Genomic DNA, 16,715 nt, shown 5'->3' on the forward strand with positions numbered 1-16,715 from the left:
TCACGCCGCCGGCTTGCTGTCCGCCTGATAAGCGGCGACGGCGTCCATTGTGCGTGCCGAGTACACCATGGCGGCGCCCGCGTTCACGGCGACGGCCACGCCCAGCGCTTCGGCGATCTCTTCACGTGTCGCGCCGTGTTTCAGCGCTTCGGCGGTGTGCACGGTGATACAGCCGTCGCATCGCACGGTGACGGCCACCGCAAGCGAAATCAGCTCACGCGTTTTCGCGCCGAGCAGGTCGGCCTTCTGGCCGGCGCTCGACATCGTTTGATAGGCCTTCACCGTATCCGGCGACAGTTTGGCGATCTCGCCGATGCGGCCGAACAGTTCCTTGCGGTAATCGATCCAGTTCAACATGACATTGCTCCTTTGTTTGCAGCGAGCCGGCGGGTGCCGGTGTCGTGAGACAAAGTATTGCGCTGTGCCGCGACATCCTGAATACTCGATTCGCTCAACTTTTAGCGCGATCGTCTCATGGATACGCTCAGCCGACTGATCGACCTTGCCCGGCCGCAGGCCAGCCTCGATTTGCGCTGTCTGCTCACGGGCGGCTTCAACATTGATCATGCGCCGATGGAGGCGGGTATTGCGCCTTTTCATCTGGTGCTGGACGGCGCTTGTGTCGTCGAGACTGAGGATGGCGCGCAGGTTGCACTGCACGCTGGGGATTTCATGTTGTTCCCGCGTGGGGCCGCGCATCGGGTGCGCGATGTCGGGCGGGCGGCTGTTGCCGCGCCGCTGACGTTGAGTCATGACGGCATGCTGCCATTGCGCCGCAACGACGGCAACGACGCAGGCGCCGATCTCGATCTGCTATGCGGCCGGTTTGTCTACGCACCGGGTTCCTCCGCGTTGCTGCTCAACGCGCTGCCCGATCCGTTTCATGTGTCGCTCGCGGGCGTGCAAACGCTCGGTGTGTTGCAGACGGTGATTGCGTTGATGCGCACCGAAGCCGAGCAACGTCAGCCCGGCGCGCTCGCGATCGTCACCGCATTGAGCCACGCGCTGTTCGCAATGGCCTTGCGCGTGCATGGCGAACAGAACGCATCGGCCTCCGGCGTATTGGCGCTACTGGCCGATGCGCGTCTCGGCGCTTCGATACAAGGCATGCTGAGCGCCCCGGAGCGGGCATGGACGATCGCCGAGCTAGGTGAGCTCGCAGCCATGTCCCGCGCGACCTACGCGCGTCACTTCAACGAGCGCGCGGGCATGACGGTGATGGATTTTCTCACGCAGATCCGCATGACGATCGCATGCGATCTGCTGCTGCGCACGCGGGGTAGCGCAGCGGAGATCGGTGAGGCAGTGGGGTATCAATCGGAAGCCGCTTTCGGTAAGGCGTTCCAGCAGAGCATCGGTGTGACGCCGGGACGTTACCGGCGTCAACCGCAAGACAATGATCAGAAAGCCGGCTAGGCCTTCTCGGTTTTGCCGAGCCAGCGCCGCTCGATCCACGACATGATCCAGGTCACCAGCAGTGCGCAGACCGTGCCCAGCGTGACTTCGCCGAGGCGCAGCAGGGCTTTGTCCCACGGCGAACCGACGCCGGGCACCAACAGCATGATGGTCGCGGTGATGCCGCCCAGACGCGCCGCGCTGCCCACGTTCACGATCCAGCAGGTCACGATGGCCACGGCAACCGTGGCCGCATAGGCCGCGAGATTGCCGCCGCCGAGCGTTGCGCCGACGAGACCGCACACGCCGCCCACCATCGCGCCGATGAACTGATCGCGTGAGAGCTTGCGGGTGTCGATATAGCTATGCTGGCTGACTGCAATCGCCGTAATCGCGGCCCAGAAGGCCTGTTCGGTATGCAGCCAGCGGCCGATCGCGAAGGCGAGGCTGGCGCCGGCCACCGCCTGCGCCGCCATCACGCCGCCTTCGATCAGCCGATCGCCCAGCGGCAGAGACTTGAGAAACGCAAACAGCGAGTCGGCGGCGCTTGTCCGCGCTGCGCGTCTTGAATCGTTGGGAGCGGTCATCGAATGGGGAAGGGCCCTGTTGCAGCATGAAGGACTCGTATTCTAGCGTTCGCTGCTGCGCAGCCTGTGATACCAGTTCATCAGAGGCGTAGCCGAGACGCCGTGAATGACGACCGAAGCCGCGACCACCGCCAGCGCGAGCGGCACCAGTGGCACGACGTCGGCTGGCGCACCATGTTCGAGCGCGTACGCCAGGTAGTAAAACGAGCCGATGCCGCGGATGCCGAACCAGCTCATCAAACGTCGCTGCGCCGGCGTTGCGCTCGACCCCAGTAGCGACAACTCCACCGACACCGGTCGCACGACGACGAACAGCGCAACGGTGAGCACCACCGTCTGCCAGGTAAAAAGCGGCACATGCAGCGTGGCGAGCACATTGCCGACCATCGCCATTACCGCAACCTCGGCGATACGTTCGAGCTCGATCGTGAAGCCCATCACCGACTCCGTCATATACGCATGCGCTTTGCTCGGGTTCGCCGCGGTCGCCTCGACGTCTTCGGAATCGACCGTGCCGATCGCTTTGCGCGCTGAAACGCCGCCACTCGCACGATGTTCGACGCGGCGCATCGCGACGCCCGCCGCGAACACCGCCAGAAAGCCATAGGCATGCGCGAGTTGCGCGGCGCCGAACGAGAGTTCGATCAGTCCCAACGCGAAGAAGCCTTCGAGACCGAGCGCCTGTGCATGGCGCGTACGCAACCAGGCGACCGCATGCGTGGTGACCCAGCCGAGCAGACCGCCGATCGCGATCGCGCCGACCACGCCCCATACCATGCCGGCGGCGAGCTTGAAAGTCAGTACGTCGCCGGCTTGAGCCGCGGGCGCCGCGCATATCGCGAGGCCGAGCATCGCGAAGGGAAGCGCGATGCCGTCGTTCAGGCCGCCTTCGCCGGAGAGCGCGAAGCGCAGCAGGTCGTGATCGCCGGGATTGTGCACCTGGACGTCGTGCGCCAGCACCGGATCGGTCGGCGCGAGGATCGCCGCGAGCAGCAGGGAGGGCCCCCAGCCAAGATGTAATACATGCACGCCGAATAGCGTGAGCAGCGGAATGGTCGCCAGCATGGCGAGGAAGCCGAGACGCAGCGGCACGGTCCAGAGCGCCTCGAGTACGCCAAGCCGCAAACGCAGGCCGATCGCGAATAGCGAGACCAGTAGTGCGATTTCGGTGATGATTCGCAGCAGATGCGCATCGGCGACCATGTCGAGCCGCAGCAGATCCATGCCGGGTGGTCCGAGCGCGTAGCCGATGGCAAGGTAGAACATGGCGGCGCTGACGGGCAAGCGCCGGAAGGTTGTCGCCGCCACGCCCATGAAAACGAGCACGGCGCCGACGATGAGAAACCAGAGAGTTTCGTGCATGAGCATCCGGTTGGGGCCGGCATGCGCACAATGCATGCGCGGCTGGTTGAGGGGCACACGTCCGAACGCTTCCCCTGCGTCACCCGTTTTACGTCAGGGCGCACGGCCGAACGCTTCACGCAACTTGCGTTTGGCCTGTTGCAAGGTGTCGCGGCGCGTTTTCGGCAGATTCCTGCCGGCGCGATTGATATAGAAGTTCAGCATCGACATGGCAGACTGGAACGGCGATCCCTTGCGACGGCGGCTATGCGTCGAAGACTGTTTCAGCGATTTCGCGATCGATTCCGCACTGCCCGTTCTGAAAATATCATGTTCGATATCCATCGCGTCGCTAGTTTCCATCACGTGATGCGACCATTTCTTCGGATGCTTTGCGCTGCTTGCGCCGGCAGTTTTCGCGCGATGCGCAGCATGCGCCTGTGCATGCCGCTGACGCGGTGGACGCCCTGACTTGCCGCCCACGGCCGGGCGTTTCGATTTGCCGGCGGTTTTTCGGGTGGCCATCTTGTCGCCTCCTTATCGAATCGTGCTCGTGTGGATCACAACTTCACTCCACCGGCTTCCGGCGCATCCGATGAACCTGGGGGAATGTCGCCGACGCCCAGGTCGTCGCGTCGATCGTACCGGTCACGTCCCCAATAGGGCTCGCTGCCGTAGTACTGATGCACGGACGTGGCCCAGGTCTGATCGGCCATCGCCGGCCAGTGATCCTTATCGAATCCCGGTGCGTTTTGCACGCGCCCGGCTGTCATATCGAGGACGAAGCACTTCTGCTTCGTATCGAGTGTCAGTGCACTCCACGGAATCGCCAGCAGTTTGTCGCCGATGCCGAGAAAGCCGCCACTCGACAGCACCACGTAGGCGATGCGACCCGAGCCGACGTCGAGCATGATGTCCTTGACCTTACCGATGTCCTCGCCGTCGCTGCTGATGACCTTGTTGCCGTCGAGCGTGGCTGCGGCCATCACCTCCGGGCCGGGGCCGTTTACGCTTGGGTTGTCCTTGCCGACGATACGCGCGCCCTGGTCCTGGCGCATTCTGCCTGGAGTCTGTTGCTGGTTGAGCATGATGTTTCTCCCTTACCGGTTCGAGGTAGGGAGAACTGAGCAACTGGCGTTCCTCAGATCTCGTGGACTCGCAACAGAAGTGGAGGCGCTGAACAGCAGTGCTTTGTTCTGGCTGTTCGCCGGCGCGGCACGTAAAGGATGCTGGCCCTTTGAAACTATTTCGTCTCTATGGAGAACTGCACCGCGAGGCATGACCATTGCTACTTAATACCTGGACAGCGCACACCGAAAGCGGAGAGGGACTTCGCGGACCGATGCGCGAACCGATGAAGGAGGGCGTGATGAAGCAACTATCCAGACAAAGCGTGAGCAAGCAGGCGCTGATCGTGGCAGCGATGGTGTTATTGACCGCGGCCGCCGGCTGCAAACGCGCCGATAACAGCAGCACCGATACGTCCACGGCCGCCAGTTCCGCACTGGCCAGCAGTGGCGTGATGAACGGTAACGCGGCCACTGGCAGCACTGCAGATACGAGCAGTGGCGCCGCTGCCGCTGCCGACGCGACGAGTACGCCTGCGGCCTCAGCAGCCTCCGGCGCCAGCCAATAAACCAGGTCGTCGACCCAGTAATAGCGCATGCATTGGTATTGCAGAAGACAGGATCGCCGCGCCAGGATTCCACTAACGGGTGAATCCCGGTGCGGTGACTTCAGCCCATCGTCGCACGTTTCTCCGCATGCGCGAGCAACGCGGCCAATGCCACTTCGTCCACTTTCAATCCGCGGCGTGCCTGGCCGATCCGCAAGCGCTGCAACTCATCCGCTTCGAACGCACTGACTATTGCAGGATGGATGTAGCCTCGCCGGCAAACCGCGGGTGTATTGCGCAGCAATGCCGCCACATCCTTGACGGTCGCTACGATATGGCGGCGCGCTTCCGCCGCGCGCCTGCACATCAACCGTCTTAGTGCGGCCAGCGCATAGACGCTGCCGGCCCAGGTTCGATAGTCCTTCGCGGTGAAATCGGCATCACTCGCACGGCGCAGGTAATCGTTGATGTCGGCCGAACCGATCGTGCGGCGCGTGCCGTCGTCGTCGAGATACTGGAAAAGGTCGTGGCCCGGCAGTTCGGCGCAGCGGCGCACGATACGTTTGACGCGCGGATTATCCACGGTCACGTCGTGTTCGATGCCGCTCTTGCCGCGAAACCGGAAGCGCAATTGGCCGGCTTCGAGCTTCACGTGCTTCTTGCGCAGCGTTGTCAAACCGTACGACTGGTTATCGCGTGCATATTCCGCACTGCCGATGCGAATCAGCGTGGTGTCGAGCAACTGCACGATCGCGGCGAGGACTTTATCGTATGGCATGCCAGGCAGTTTCAGATCGCGTGCGACGCGGGCGCGAATCTTCGGCAACGCGCGGCCGAACTCGGCCATGCGCTCGTATTTGTCGGCGTCGCGTGTCTCGCGCCAACGTGGGTGATACCGGTATTGCTTGCGGCCGCGTGCGTCGCGGCCCGTCGCCTGGAAAAGATGATGCCTGGCGCCGGGCGTGGCGTACTGCGCGAGACGCGAGCGGAACAGTCCTTGCGAACGCTCATGGTGGGTACTGGATAAACCAAGGAGGGCGCCATGAGTAGCACGCTGAACCCCGATGAAGAGCCGCAACAGATCGTCAAGCAGACCGCAGGCACGACGGGTGCGCTCGGCCCGAGCGATTCGTCCGATAGTGGCAGCGACGTCGCCGGTGCGAAGCGTCACGAATTCGATGTCGATTCCGAACTGGACAACCACGCGCTCGAAACGGGCGATTCCGAACTCGGCAGCGATACCGACCGCGCTGGTACGGGCGAGCGGGCCGCCGCCGACGGCGATTCGACGCTCGTTGAGAGCGGTGATATCGAACCTGACCGCGTCGTCGATCCGCTGGCTGCCGATGACGATGGCCTCGACGAAGATCCGGAGGGTCGCTAGGCGGTGGTCAGGCATAGGCACGCCTTTTGCTGTTAAAGGACATGGCAAGCGCAAGGCTGCCTCAGCGAAGCGTAATTGCCGAGGCGCGCAGGCGTTGTTCCGAAACGCTGTGCCTCGTTGTTCAGCTTGCTTCGATGGATAGGTTCACCAGGGAGAAAATGTATGAAATTCCGGTATTCCCTACAAGTGATGACTGTTGCGTTGGGGCTCGGTGCAGCGTCAATCGGCGCTGTCTACGCGCAAGCCAGTGACGCTCCCGCGAGCGATGCGCCGGTGAGCGGCACCAGGCTTTCGCCGGCGGATCAGCAATTCGTGCAGGATGCCTCACAGTCCGACGCCACCGAAATCGCGGCAAGCAAAGTTGCGCTCAAGAATTCGAGCGATCCGCACGTGAAGAAATTCGCGCAGCAAATGATCACTGACCATACGAAACTCTCGCGCGGCATGGCCGCACTCGCCGCGAAGAAGGGGCTTGCCACGGCGCCGTCCGCCGATTCCGCGCTGGTCGGCAAACTGCAGACGCTCAAGGGTCGTGAATTCGATCAGGCCTATGTCGAGCAGATCGGGGTGGAAGCGCATCAGCGCGCGGTCGACCTGTTCCAGCAGGAGAGTCAGAGCGGCACCGATTCGCAGCTGAAGGCGGCGGCCACGCATGCATTGCCGACCATCAAACATCACCTCGCGATGGCGCAGCAACTCGCCGGCTCAATGAAGGGTTCGTCATGAACGCGATTCTGCCGCGGCCGGCCTATGAGGATTCCCTTATGCACATCACCTTTTCCGACGACCAACCTGCCTTCGACGGAGCGAATCTGACCGTGCGCTTCATGGCGCGTGTCGATGGCGAAGCGGTTGAGTGCGCGATCACGGCTGAGGCGCTGGAAGATCATTTCGGCGCCGACTCCGCGCTCGAATCCACCCTGATGGCTGCCTTCGACAAGGGGCGCAACCGCATCCGCTCGGTTTGCGCGGAAGCACTCGACCAGAACGGTGGCGATGGCGTAGTGTTGCATAGTGGACTGTTCAGAGTGGAAGGCATGGAGCCCGATCGCGGCACGACCGCGTAGTCCGGGCACATGCCTGCCGCCTGCGCGCAAGTTTCAGCGCGGCGCTGTCCGGCGGCATGATCCGCAAAACGCGATTCAACGATGCAAGGAGGCCTCATGTCACTCATCGTCGCAGCACGGTTTACGACTTTCCCCGTCGCGGAAGACGCGGCGCAAAAGCTCTTCAACGCAGGTTTCGTCGAAGAAGACGTCACGCTGTTCTTTGTCAATCCGCGCGGCCAGCACGCGCGTTATCCGATCGGTGGCGACACCGGCACCGATGCAGGCGCGAGGGACGCACCGAAAGGCGCAGGAATGGGTGTCACCATCGGTGCGGTCGTGGGGGCGGTGGTCGGCGTCGCGATATTTGCAGCATTCGCCGCGCCGATTATCGTCTCGCTGATCGCGGCCGGCGTCGGCGCATACGTCGGTTCGCTGGTCGGAGCGATGGCGCGTACCCGCGAAATTGGCAAAAGCGGCCACCATTTGCCATTTCATCAGGAAATGCGTGATTCCGGCGTGCTGGTTGCCGTGCATGTGTCGCCCGACAATCAGTTCGACGCGGCTCGCGTACTGCGCGAGGCAGGGGGTCTCGCGATCGAACGCGCAAGCGGGCGCTGGCAGCAGGGACGCTGGGCCGACTTTGATCCGCTCAAAACGCCTGAGCCGCTTAATGAATTCAGCGAGAAGCATGCTTGAGTAAGGTGAGCGCTTTCGTTCGAGCTTAGGTGCGGTAAATGACAGAACGGCCCGGCAAATGTCGGGCCGTTTTGCATTCATCCGGTCGAGAATCCGGTGAAAAGATCGTCGCTGAGGCAGGCAAGTTTTACGCGCATTGGCAATGCTTGCGATCGCTTGTCCATGCTTGCCACCGCCGTCACACAGGGTATCGACGGCCGGCGCGCCGGGCATGGCTCATGCGCATAGATAGAGGAACCCCGTTGCTACGTGGAAGTAAGTAGCAGCGGATTCCGCGATCAACGAAACCCCTGGAGGTATTGAATGGCTACGAACGCTGTTTCCGTGCTGAACGATCTGGTCGAAACGTCGAAGGATGGCGAAAAGGGCTTTCGCAAAGCAGCAGAAGACGCGCATGACGCGCAACTGAAAACCTTGTTTCTGACGCGCGCCGAAGACTGCACGCGTGGTGCGCGTGAATTGCAGGACGCGGTTCAAGCTTTGGGCGGCAAGCCCGAAACGGGCGGCAGCGTGAGCGGTGCGCTGCATCGTGGTTGGGTCGACGTGAAATCGGCTGTGACGGATCGTAGCGACCGCGAGATCCTGGCCGAATGCGAAAAGGGCGAGGACGTCGCGAAGAAGCGCTATCACGACGCGCTCGAAAAGGAATTACCGGCGGATGTGCGCGCTATCGTTGAGCGTCAGTATCAAGGCGTGCTGCAAAACCATGACCGCGTGCGTGACCTGCGCGATCAGTACGCTGCGACCAAACGTTAATTGGCGGCAAACGTAACGAACCGGCGGCCGGCGCTCCGGCGGCCGGCGTTCCGGTGAACCGGCGCTCTCCGGAGCGCCGGTTTGGATCGCCCGGTCTTATTCCGCTGCGACCTTCAGATGGTTTTTGACGCTCGACACGCCATCGACACCCTTCACGACTTCTCCGGCGGCGGCCTTGTCGTCAGCCGACGGCACTGAACCCGTGAGCCACACCACGCCCTTGCGGGTCTTCACGTGGATATGGGTTGACTTGACGTTCTTCGCGCTAAGCAGTTCGGCCTTGGCCTTGGTGGTAATGGTGCCGTCATCGACGTGCTGGCCGATGGTTTCGGACGCTGCCGACGGGGCCGACGCGCTGGTTTGTGCCGTAGCGTTCAATGCGAATGCGACACAAGCGATGCTGCCCGCGGTCTTCAAAAGTTGGATGGTCTTCATGGTTTCTCCTTTGGGTGTTGATGAAAAATACTGCCTTGTTACCTGAAGACGATCTGTCCGCAAGTCGTGTGCCCGGCTCAACGTACAGGTGTCCCCGGCACCGGAAAAGCTGTTACGGCCCATGCATTCAGGCTGAAGAATAGAGAGGTGGGTGCGTGCGGCGCGCTGTCTGGCGGGCTGAAAGGTGTGCGACCGGAAATTGCCGGGTCCTTGTAAAAATGGGGCTCGCCCGCTGCGCAATCGGCGGGCCTGAAAGAGCAAAACTTAGAAAAAACAGTGCATTGGGCGAGCTGGTATGACAGTTGCTCTGTAGAGGTCACGAACCATTTCTCAGCGATTAACGGGACCTCACTACAATGCCTTCAATTGAACTACGCACAAGGCAGTCTCTCGCACTCACGCCACGTCTGCAGCAATCAGTGCGTCTGTTGCAGTTGTCGTCTCTGGAGTTCCAGCAGGAGCTGCGAACCGCGCTCGACACCAATCCGTTCCTCGAGTACGACTCGTCGGATACGGAAGACGTCGCGCTAGCCACCGCCTCACCGGGCGATGACGCCGGTGCGGCGCCTGCCACGGACACGGTTGCCGCAGCCGAAGCTGAACCGGTGCCGGCTGAAGCCAGCGGCACGACGGAGAGCGCGGAGCAGGACGACATTCCCGGCGACTTTTCGGGCGATTACAGCACCCGCAGTTCGACGCGCCAGAACGGCGACTCCGATGGCAGCGATCCCGCTGAATGGGCGCGCTCCCAACCCACCTTGCGCGAGCAGTTGCACGACTCGCTACGCTTGTATCGACTCGACGATCGTGATCGCGCAGTGGCCCGCTTCATCGTCGAAGCCCTCGATGACGATGGCTATCTGCGTCAGGAGCTCTCCGAGCTTGCAGATAGCGTCGACCTCGAACCTGAGCTGACCGAAGAAGAATTGCTGGTGGCGCTGCGCCTCGTGCAATCGCTCGATCGTCCGGGTCTCGGTGCGCGCACGCTGTCCGAGTGCCTGTTGCTACAAGTCAACGCTTTGCCTGCTGACACGCCGGGACGCGAGGCGGCGCGGCAAATCGTCGACCATCATCTCGAACGCCTCGCGCGCCGCGAACAGGCCGAACTGCAAAAGCAGATCGGCTGCAGCGCCGAGGAACTGCGGGTGGCCTGCGCGCTGGTGCGCAAGCTCGACCCGAAGCCGGGCAACAGCTACGGCCGTACCGAAGACAACTACGTCGTGCCGGACGTGATCGTGCGCCAGGCGCGCAACAAATGGGTCGTGACGATCAATCCGGCCGTGCAGCCGCGCGCGCGCATCCATCGCATGTATGCGGAGTTGTTCGCGCAGTCCGCCGGTACAAGCCGTTCGCCGCTCGCGCAACAATTGCAGGAAGCGCGCTGGCTGATCCGCAATGCGCAGCAGCGCTTCGATACGATTCAACGCGTGGCCGAATGCATCGTCACGCATCAGAAGGCCTTCTTCCAGTACGGTGAAATCGCGCTCAAGCCGATGGTGCTGCGCGATGTGGCTGAAGAACTCGGCCTGCATGAGTCCACCATTTCGCGAGCCACCGGCAACAAATATATGGCTACGCCGCGCGGCATCTTCGAATTCAAGCATTTCTTCCCGCGTGAACTCGGCACGGAAAGCGGCGGCACCTGTTCGGCTGCGGCCGTGCGCGCACTGCTCAAGGAAATGATCGCCGCGGAGAACACACGCGATCCGCTGTCTGATGTCACGCTCGCGAAGATGCTCGCGGATCAGGGCGTGCTCGTGGCACGGCGCACGGTAGCGAAATACCGCCATCTGATGAAAGTGCCGCCGGCGGAGCTGCGTCGCCAGGTTTAAGCGTGCTTACCGCGATCTGAACGAGGCTTTACCGAAGGGTCATGCGAGACCGAGTGCTCGCATGACCCTTTTTCGTATCTGGACGTTTCGCGCGCGCCCCATTACATTGGCGGCTCAAGTTGAAACGGGGTGAGTCAATGAAGTACTCGAATCTGGTCGAGCGTTTGCAAGGCAAGCGCACGTCGGCGTGGGAAATCCATCGTGTCGCGCAACAGGCGCTCGCCAATGGCGAAGACGTGATCGTGCTGAGCGTCGGCGACCCCGACTTCGGAACGCCCACGCCGATCGTCGAGCGCGCCATCGAGGCGTTGCGCAGTGGCGATACGCATTACAGCGCCGTGTCCGGGCGTGAGCCGCTGCGTGCGGCGATTGCCGAAGAACACACGCGCACCACCGGCTGCGCCGCGAGCGCGGCTAACGTGATCCTGACGGCGGGTGCGCAGAACGGCGTGTTCGCCACGTCGCTATGTTTGCTGGAAGCAGGCGACGAAGTGATCGTCCCTGAGCCGATGTATCTCACGTACGAGGCCTGCGTGCGCGCTGCGGGTGCCACGCTCGTGCCCGTGCCGGTCGATCCCGAACGGGCGTTTCACCTCGACTGCGACGCGCTCGAAGCGGCTGTCACGTCGCGCACCCAGGCTATTTTCTTTGCCACACCCTGCAATCCGACCGGTGTGGTGATGCCACGTGCCGACCTGGAGCGCATCGCGCGGCTTGCCAACGAGCACGACCTATGGGTGCTGTCCGACGAGGTCTATGCGGATCTCACATTCGAGCGCGAGCACGTGAGCATCGCGACGTTGCCCGGCATGGCGGAGCGCACGGTGACGCTCGGCAGTCTGTCGAAATCGCATGCAATGGCGGGTTGGCGTGTGGGCTGGGCGATTGGACCCGCCCTACTCATTGAGCATATGGGTCGGCTCGCGTTAGCCATGCTCTATGGCTTGCCGGGCTTCATCCAGCAGGCCGCATTAACGGCCTTGCAGAACAAGGCACCGATCGTCGCTGAGATGCGCGAGATATACCGGCGTCGCCGCGACGTCGTGTTCGAGCGCTTGCACCGCGTGCCGGGTTTGCGTTGCCTGTTGCCGGAAGCCGGCATGTTCATGATGGTCGACGTTAGCGGAACGGGCCTCGATACCGTTGATTTCACCTGGCAGCTGTTTCGCGCGCAAGGCGTATCGCTGCTCGATGCCAGCGCATTCGGCGAGACGGCGAATGGCTTCGTGCGGCTGGGCTTCGTGGTCGACGAAGCGAGCCTGATCGATGCGTGCGAACGGATTGCCGCGTTCGTCGGCGGATTGCCGGTACGTGATCGGGCATTGCCGGCGGGTTAGCGCTTCGGCCTCAAACAGAGCCTTTACGCATTCCCCGCGCCCGGCGTCGAGTCGGCGCGAGGTGCCCCACTCCCGGGTGTCCAATTACGCATGGGCACCTGAAATCAGGGTTGTAATTCACCTGCGCGTCTGATTTACTCAGGACATCCGGACTCCGTCAGGCCCTTGCCACACGGCTTCTGCGGCATTGTCACATCCATTGCAAGAGCGAATTTCACGTGTGAGGATGCGTGTGTGCTCGCAGTATACTAACTATTTAGTTAAAATACGGCGCGCACCGTTGTTCGTAACGGAGTTTGTCCAAGGAGTTCGATATGTCGAGACGGAAATTCCTTTCGTCGATGCTGATGCTGGTCGCCGGTGTGGCAGTCGCGAAAGTGAAGGTGATTTTTGGCGGCATGCCATGGAGCAAAGACCCCGCGGTCTTGCCGCAGCCGGTCGTGGCAGGCGGCTGGACCTTCTTTACCGCGGACGAGGCATCAACTGTCGAGGCGATTGCCGATCGTCTGATTCCCGCTGATGAACTGAGCATCGGTGGACGTGAAGCCGGTTGCGCCGTGTTTATCGACCGGCAATTGAGCGGCGACTTCGGCCGCGCGACGACGCAATACCGCAGCGGCCCGGTCACGCCCGGCACCCCGCAGCAAGGGCCGCAGTTCAGCCAGACCCCGGCCGAGCGCTATCGCGCCGGCCTGAACTCGCTCGCGCAGCATTGTCAGAGCGCGCAAGGCAAGCCGTTTCACGCGCTTGACGCCGCACAGCAGGACACGTTGCTTCAGCAGATCGAAGCCGGCCAGCTCAAGTTCGACAACGTCGACGGCGCAGCCTTCTTCAACATGATGCTGCAGAACGTCCGCGAAGGCTTCTTTGCCGATCCGGTCTACGGCGGCAACAAGGAGATGGCGGGCTGGAAAATGCTCGGCTTTCCCGGCGCGCAGTACGACTTTCGCGACGTGATCGGCCGGCGCGGTGAAGACCTCAAGGTGATTCCAATCAGCCTGATAGGCAGCAAGAGCTGATTCGCGGCAGAAGAACGCCCACGAGAAGGCAATACTCAAGCGCGTCGCAAACCGGCGGCGTGGTTCCCACAGCACGGCGCACGCCGTGCCTTGCGAGCGCGAACGGCAAGACCGCGCGCCCGCGCATTGATCATTGAAACCTGGAGAATCTGGATGGCACAGAAACGCGCCAAAGTGGACGCGGTCATCGTCGGACTCGGCTGGTCAGGTTCGCTGATGGCCAACGAATTGACCCAGGCGGGCCTGAACGTGGTGGTGATCGAACGTGGCGAGTGGCGCGACACGTCAAGCGACTTCCCGACCACCATCGACACCGATGAACTGCGTTTCGCGACACGCCGCTCGCTGATGCAGCCGCCGGCAATCGAAACGCTCACGTTTCGCAATACCGTCGAGCAAACCGCGCTGCCGCTGCGCGACTGGAACACCTACCAGTTCGGTATTGGCGTGGGCGGCGCGGGCACGCACTGGAACGGCATGACGTGGCGCTTTCTGCCCACCGACTTCATCACGAAGAGCCATACGATCGAACGCTATGGCGCGAACAAACTGCTCGACGGTTTGACCGTGCAGGACTGGGGGGTGACCTATGGCGACCTGGAGGCGTATTACGACAAGTTCGAACGGCTCGCCGGCACCTCGGGCCGCGCGGGCAACATTCAGGGCAAGCTTCAGCCGGGCGGCAATCCATTTGAGGGTCCGCGTTCGCGCGACTATCCGCTGCCGCCGCTAGAACGCACGCAAGTCGCCATGATGTTCGACAAGGCCACCCGCGATCTCGGCCTGCATCCGTTCGCGGTGCCTGCGGGCAACACCTCGGGTGCGTACGTGAATCCGCTCGGCGTGCATATGGCGCCGTGCACGTACTGCGGATATTGCGAGTTCTTCGGCTGTGGCAACTGGTCGAAGAGCAGTCCGCAGGCGTGCATCATGCCGGCGCTGATGCAGCGTAAGAACTTCAGCGTCATCCCGCAGGCGGAAGTGCTGCGCGTGAATCTGGCCGACGACAGGAAAACCGCCACGGGTGTGACCTTCGTCGACGAGAACAACAACGAGTGGGAGCAGCCGGCGGACATCGTCGTGATCGCCGCGTATCAGATGGACAACGTACGCCTGATGCTGCTTTCGGGCATCGGCCAGCCCTACGATCATGCGCGCGGCGAAGGGGTGGTGGGGCGCAATTACGCGTATCAGACGATTGCGGGCGCATCGATTTTCTTCGAAGGTCAGCGGCTGAATCCGTTCATCGGCGCGGGCGCGCTCGCGCAAGCCGTGGATGACTTCAACGGCGACAACTTCGATCACAGCAACCACGATTTCATCGGCGGTGGCGTAGCGCTCGTGCATTCCACCAACGGCCGCCCGATCGGTCTCGCCAATGGCGTGCCGCCCGGCACGCCGCGCTGGGGCAGCGCCTGGAAGAAGGCCTACAAAGAGAGTTATCAGAACTACAACTCGATTTATTGCATGGGTAACAGCTACCCACATCGCGACGTCTTCCTCGATCTCGATCCGACCTACAAGGACCGCTTCGGCCGGCCGCTGCTGCGCGTGACCTTCGACTGGAACGAGAACGACAAGCGCTCGGCGAAATTCATGGCTGATCGCTCCGAGGAAATCGGTCATGCGATGGGCGCGAAAACCGTGGTGCGCTCCGAGCCCACCGCGAAGCCGTTTTCACCGATGGACAATCTGTCCTCGCACACCACCGGCGGCGCCGTGATGGGCGACGATCCGAAGACGAGCGCGTTGAACCGCTACTTGCAGAGCTGGGACGTGCACAACACCTTCGTGGTCGGCGCATCGGCATTCGCCAACAACGGCGGCTACAACCCGACCGGCACCGTCGCCGCGCTCACGCTGTGGGCCGCCGAGGCGATCAGAACGCAGTACCTGAAGTCACCTGGCCCGCTGGTGAGGACCTGAGCATGCGCACCAAATCTTTGTTGGGGATCGTGGCGCTTGCCTGTGCGAGCGCGGCCGCGTGGATCGGCGTGCAGCATCGCGCGGCGGCCCAGGATGCGCCGGCGCAGGCGGTGCATGGCGTTGCGGCGGCCGCTGGCCCGGCTGCCGAGGCGGTCGAGCGCGGCCGCTATCTGGCGCGTACCGGCGACTGTATTGCGTGTCACACAGCCCAGGGCGGCCAGCCGTTCGCAGGTGGCCTCGCGATCGACACACCGTTCGGCAAGATCGTCGCCAGCAATATCACGCCGGACAAGCAAACCGGTATCGGCGACTGGAGCGAGGCCGAGTTCATCCGCGCAGTGAAGCAGGGTGTCGGCAAGCACGGCGAATATCTCTATCCGGCGATGCCATACACCGCGTACGCGAAGGTGAGCGATCAGGATCTGCGTGACATCAAGGCCTATCTGGACACGGTGCCCGCGGTGAGCAACAAGGTCGACGCCAACCAGTTGCCGTTTCCGTTCAACATCCGTTTGCTGATGTTTGGCTGGAATCTGCTGTTCTTCGACAAAACCCCGTTCAAGGCCGATCCGAAGCAATCGGTCGAGTGGAATCGCGGTGCGTATCTGGTGCAAGGGCTCGGGCATTGCGCGTCCTGCCATACGCCGAAGAACTTCCTGGGCGGCGACGGTGCTGCGTTGCAGGGCGGTGAATTGCAAGGCTGGTATGCCCCGGAGATCACCAGCAATGCGCATATGGGGCTGGGTGGCTGGTCGGTTGACGATATCGCGGCCTATCTGAAGAGCGGCGGCAATGATCGCTCGGTGGCGTCGGGGCCGATGGCCGAGGCCGTTACCAATTCGACGCAGTATTTGACGCAGGCGGATTTGCGGGCGATCGGCGTGTATCTGAAGAGCTTCCCGGGCTCGGATAAGGCTGCGCCTGCAGCGCTCGACGCCGGCGGTGAGTCGATGCGTCTGGGGCATCAGGTGTTCCTGAACAACTGTGCGGCTTGCCATCGATCGAACGGCACGGGCGTGCCGGCGATGGTGTCGTCGCTGAGTGCAAGCGCGGGCGTACAGCAGCCTAACCCTGCGAACCTGTTGCGGACGATCCTGATCGGCAGCCGTGGGGCGGTGACCGAAAGCAACCCGACTGGGGCGGCGATGCCCAACTTCAGCTGGAAGCTGTCCGATGCTGAGGTCGCGGCGGTGGCGACTTATGTGCGCAATAGCTGGGGCAATGCGGCGGACGCTGTTACGGCGGAACAGGCCGGCAAGGCGCGAGCGTCGCTCGGTGCCCGGCCGGTTGTGACGATGACCGCTACCGCGTCGGCTCACTAATTTTTCCAACGCGGGTTATAC

Annotated in this window: 18 protein-coding genes and 1 pseudogene; 12 read left to right on the forward strand and 7 right to left on the reverse strand. The window is 62.5% G+C overall.

Annotated features, from left to right (window positions below):
- Positions 1-357, reverse strand: a complete 357-nt coding sequence (locus PQR40_RS34080; protein WP_201072666.1) for a carboxymuconolactone decarboxylase family protein — start codon at positions 355-357, stop codon at positions 1-3.
- A gap of 117 nt (positions 358-474) precedes the next feature.
- On the opposite strand from PQR40_RS34080, the gene PQR40_RS34085 reads away from it, so the two are divergent.
- The gene (locus tag PQR40_RS34085) at positions 475-1,416 is read left to right on the forward strand and encodes an AraC family transcriptional regulator (RefSeq protein ID WP_408239759.1); all 942 of its coding nucleotides are present in this window, start codon (positions 475-477) and stop codon (positions 1,414-1,416) included.
- Here the strand turns inward: PQR40_RS34085 and PQR40_RS34090 are convergent.
- From PQR40_RS34090 to PQR40_RS34105, 4 genes are all read right to left on the reverse strand, one after another.
- Complete coding sequence (locus PQR40_RS34090) at positions 1,413-1,982, reverse strand: FUSC family protein (RefSeq protein WP_408336398.1); 570 nt, start codon at positions 1,980-1,982, stop codon at positions 1,413-1,415. The two genes, PQR40_RS34085 and PQR40_RS34090, sit on opposite strands and share 4 nt — an antisense overlap.
- A 42-nt stretch (positions 1,983-2,024) precedes the next feature.
- Entirely contained in the window at positions 2,025-3,344 is a 1,320-nt protein-coding gene (locus PQR40_RS34095) for a cation:proton antiporter (protein WP_408510777.1), read from the reverse strand.
- A 93-nt stretch (positions 3,345-3,437) separates the two neighbouring features.
- Positions 3,438-3,848 carry a DUF3175 domain-containing protein gene (locus PQR40_RS34100; RefSeq protein ID WP_408239768.1) on the reverse strand — a complete coding sequence of 137 codons (411 nt, stop codon included), beginning with the start codon at positions 3,846-3,848 and terminating at the stop codon, positions 3,438-3,440.
- 35 nt (positions 3,849-3,883) lie between these two features.
- Positions 3,884-4,411 (reverse strand): PRC-barrel domain-containing protein, encoded by a 528-nt coding sequence (locus tag PQR40_RS34105; protein WP_408393240.1) that lies wholly within the window; start codon positions 4,409-4,411, stop codon positions 3,884-3,886.
- 281 nt (positions 4,412-4,692) lie between these two features.
- Here PQR40_RS34105 and PQR40_RS34110 point away from each other — a divergent pair, with 281 nt between their 5' ends.
- On the forward strand, positions 4,693-4,959 hold the full coding sequence (locus PQR40_RS34110; RefSeq protein ID WP_408336407.1) for a hypothetical protein: 267 nt from the start codon (positions 4,693-4,695) through the stop codon (positions 4,957-4,959).
- Positions 4,960-5,071: 112 nt separating this feature from the next.
- Here the strand turns inward: PQR40_RS34110 and PQR40_RS34115 are convergent.
- Positions 5,072-5,899 (reverse strand): annotated as a pseudogene (locus PQR40_RS34115) (DNA topoisomerase IB); the annotation flags it as partial.
- Between the two features lie 81 nt (positions 5,900-5,980).
- On the opposite strand from PQR40_RS34115, the gene PQR40_RS34120 reads away from it, so the two are divergent.
- The 5 genes from PQR40_RS34120 to PQR40_RS34140 all read left to right on the forward strand — a co-directional run bounded on the left by PQR40_RS34120 (position 5,981) and on the right by PQR40_RS34140 (position 8,823).
- Positions 5,981-6,322 (forward strand): chemotaxis protein, encoded by a 342-nt coding sequence (locus PQR40_RS34120; protein ID WP_408239777.1) that lies wholly within the window; start codon positions 5,981-5,983, stop codon positions 6,320-6,322.
- A 162-nt stretch (positions 6,323-6,484) separates the two neighbouring features.
- Positions 6,485-7,048, forward strand: a complete 564-nt coding sequence (locus tag PQR40_RS34125; RefSeq protein ID WP_408239779.1) for a DUF4142 domain-containing protein — start codon at positions 6,485-6,487, stop codon at positions 7,046-7,048.
- Entirely contained in the window at positions 7,045-7,389 is a 345-nt protein-coding gene (locus PQR40_RS34130) for a DUF1488 family protein (protein ID WP_408219670.1), read from the forward strand. The genes PQR40_RS34125 and PQR40_RS34130 overlap by 4 nt, the downstream gene beginning before the upstream one ends.
- 96 nt (positions 7,390-7,485) lie before the next feature.
- The gene (locus PQR40_RS34135) at positions 7,486-8,067 is read left to right on the forward strand and encodes a hypothetical protein (RefSeq protein WP_408239782.1); all 582 of its coding nucleotides are present in this window, start codon (positions 7,486-7,488) and stop codon (positions 8,065-8,067) included.
- A gap of 303 nt (positions 8,068-8,370) precedes the next feature.
- Positions 8,371-8,823: a PA2169 family four-helix-bundle protein gene (locus tag PQR40_RS34140; protein WP_408336413.1), complete on the forward strand. Its 453-nt coding sequence runs from the start codon at positions 8,371-8,373 to the stop codon at positions 8,821-8,823.
- Between the two features lie 96 nt (positions 8,824-8,919).
- Here PQR40_RS34140 and PQR40_RS34145 read toward each other — a convergent pair whose 3' ends face one another.
- Entirely contained in the window at positions 8,920-9,258 is a 339-nt protein-coding gene (locus PQR40_RS34145; protein WP_325042715.1) for a BON domain-containing protein, read from the reverse strand.
- A gap of 356 nt (positions 9,259-9,614) precedes the next feature.
- Here PQR40_RS34145 and PQR40_RS34150 point away from each other — a divergent pair, with 356 nt between their 5' ends.
- The 5 genes from PQR40_RS34150 to PQR40_RS34170 all read left to right on the forward strand — a co-directional run bounded on the left by PQR40_RS34150 (position 9,615) and on the right by PQR40_RS34170 (position 16,694).
- Complete coding sequence (locus PQR40_RS34150) at positions 9,615-11,090, forward strand: RNA polymerase factor sigma-54 (RefSeq protein WP_408510778.1); 1,476 nt, start codon at positions 9,615-9,617, stop codon at positions 11,088-11,090.
- A 137-nt stretch (positions 11,091-11,227) separates the two neighbouring features.
- Entirely contained in the window at positions 11,228-12,427 is a 1,200-nt protein-coding gene (locus tag PQR40_RS34155) for a pyridoxal phosphate-dependent aminotransferase (protein WP_408510779.1), read from the forward strand.
- Positions 12,428-12,741: 314 nt separating this feature from the next.
- Positions 12,742-13,446, forward strand: coding sequence for a gluconate 2-dehydrogenase subunit 3 family protein (locus tag PQR40_RS34160; RefSeq protein ID WP_408510780.1), 705 nt, complete (start codon positions 12,742-12,744; stop codon positions 13,444-13,446).
- A gap of 153 nt (positions 13,447-13,599) precedes the next feature.
- Positions 13,600-15,372, forward strand: coding sequence for a GMC family oxidoreductase (locus PQR40_RS34165; protein WP_408510781.1), 1,773 nt, complete (start codon positions 13,600-13,602; stop codon positions 15,370-15,372).
- A gap of 2 nt (positions 15,373-15,374) precedes the next feature.
- On the forward strand, positions 15,375-16,694 hold the full coding sequence (locus PQR40_RS34170; protein ID WP_408510782.1) for a c-type cytochrome: 1,320 nt from the start codon (positions 15,375-15,377) through the stop codon (positions 16,692-16,694).
- Positions 16,695-16,715 lie beyond the last annotated feature (21 nt).

This window comes from Paraburkholderia sediminicola (genome assembly GCF_046026855.1).
Lineage (GTDB): Bacteria > Pseudomonadota > Gammaproteobacteria > Burkholderiales > Burkholderiaceae > Paraburkholderia > Paraburkholderia sediminicola_A.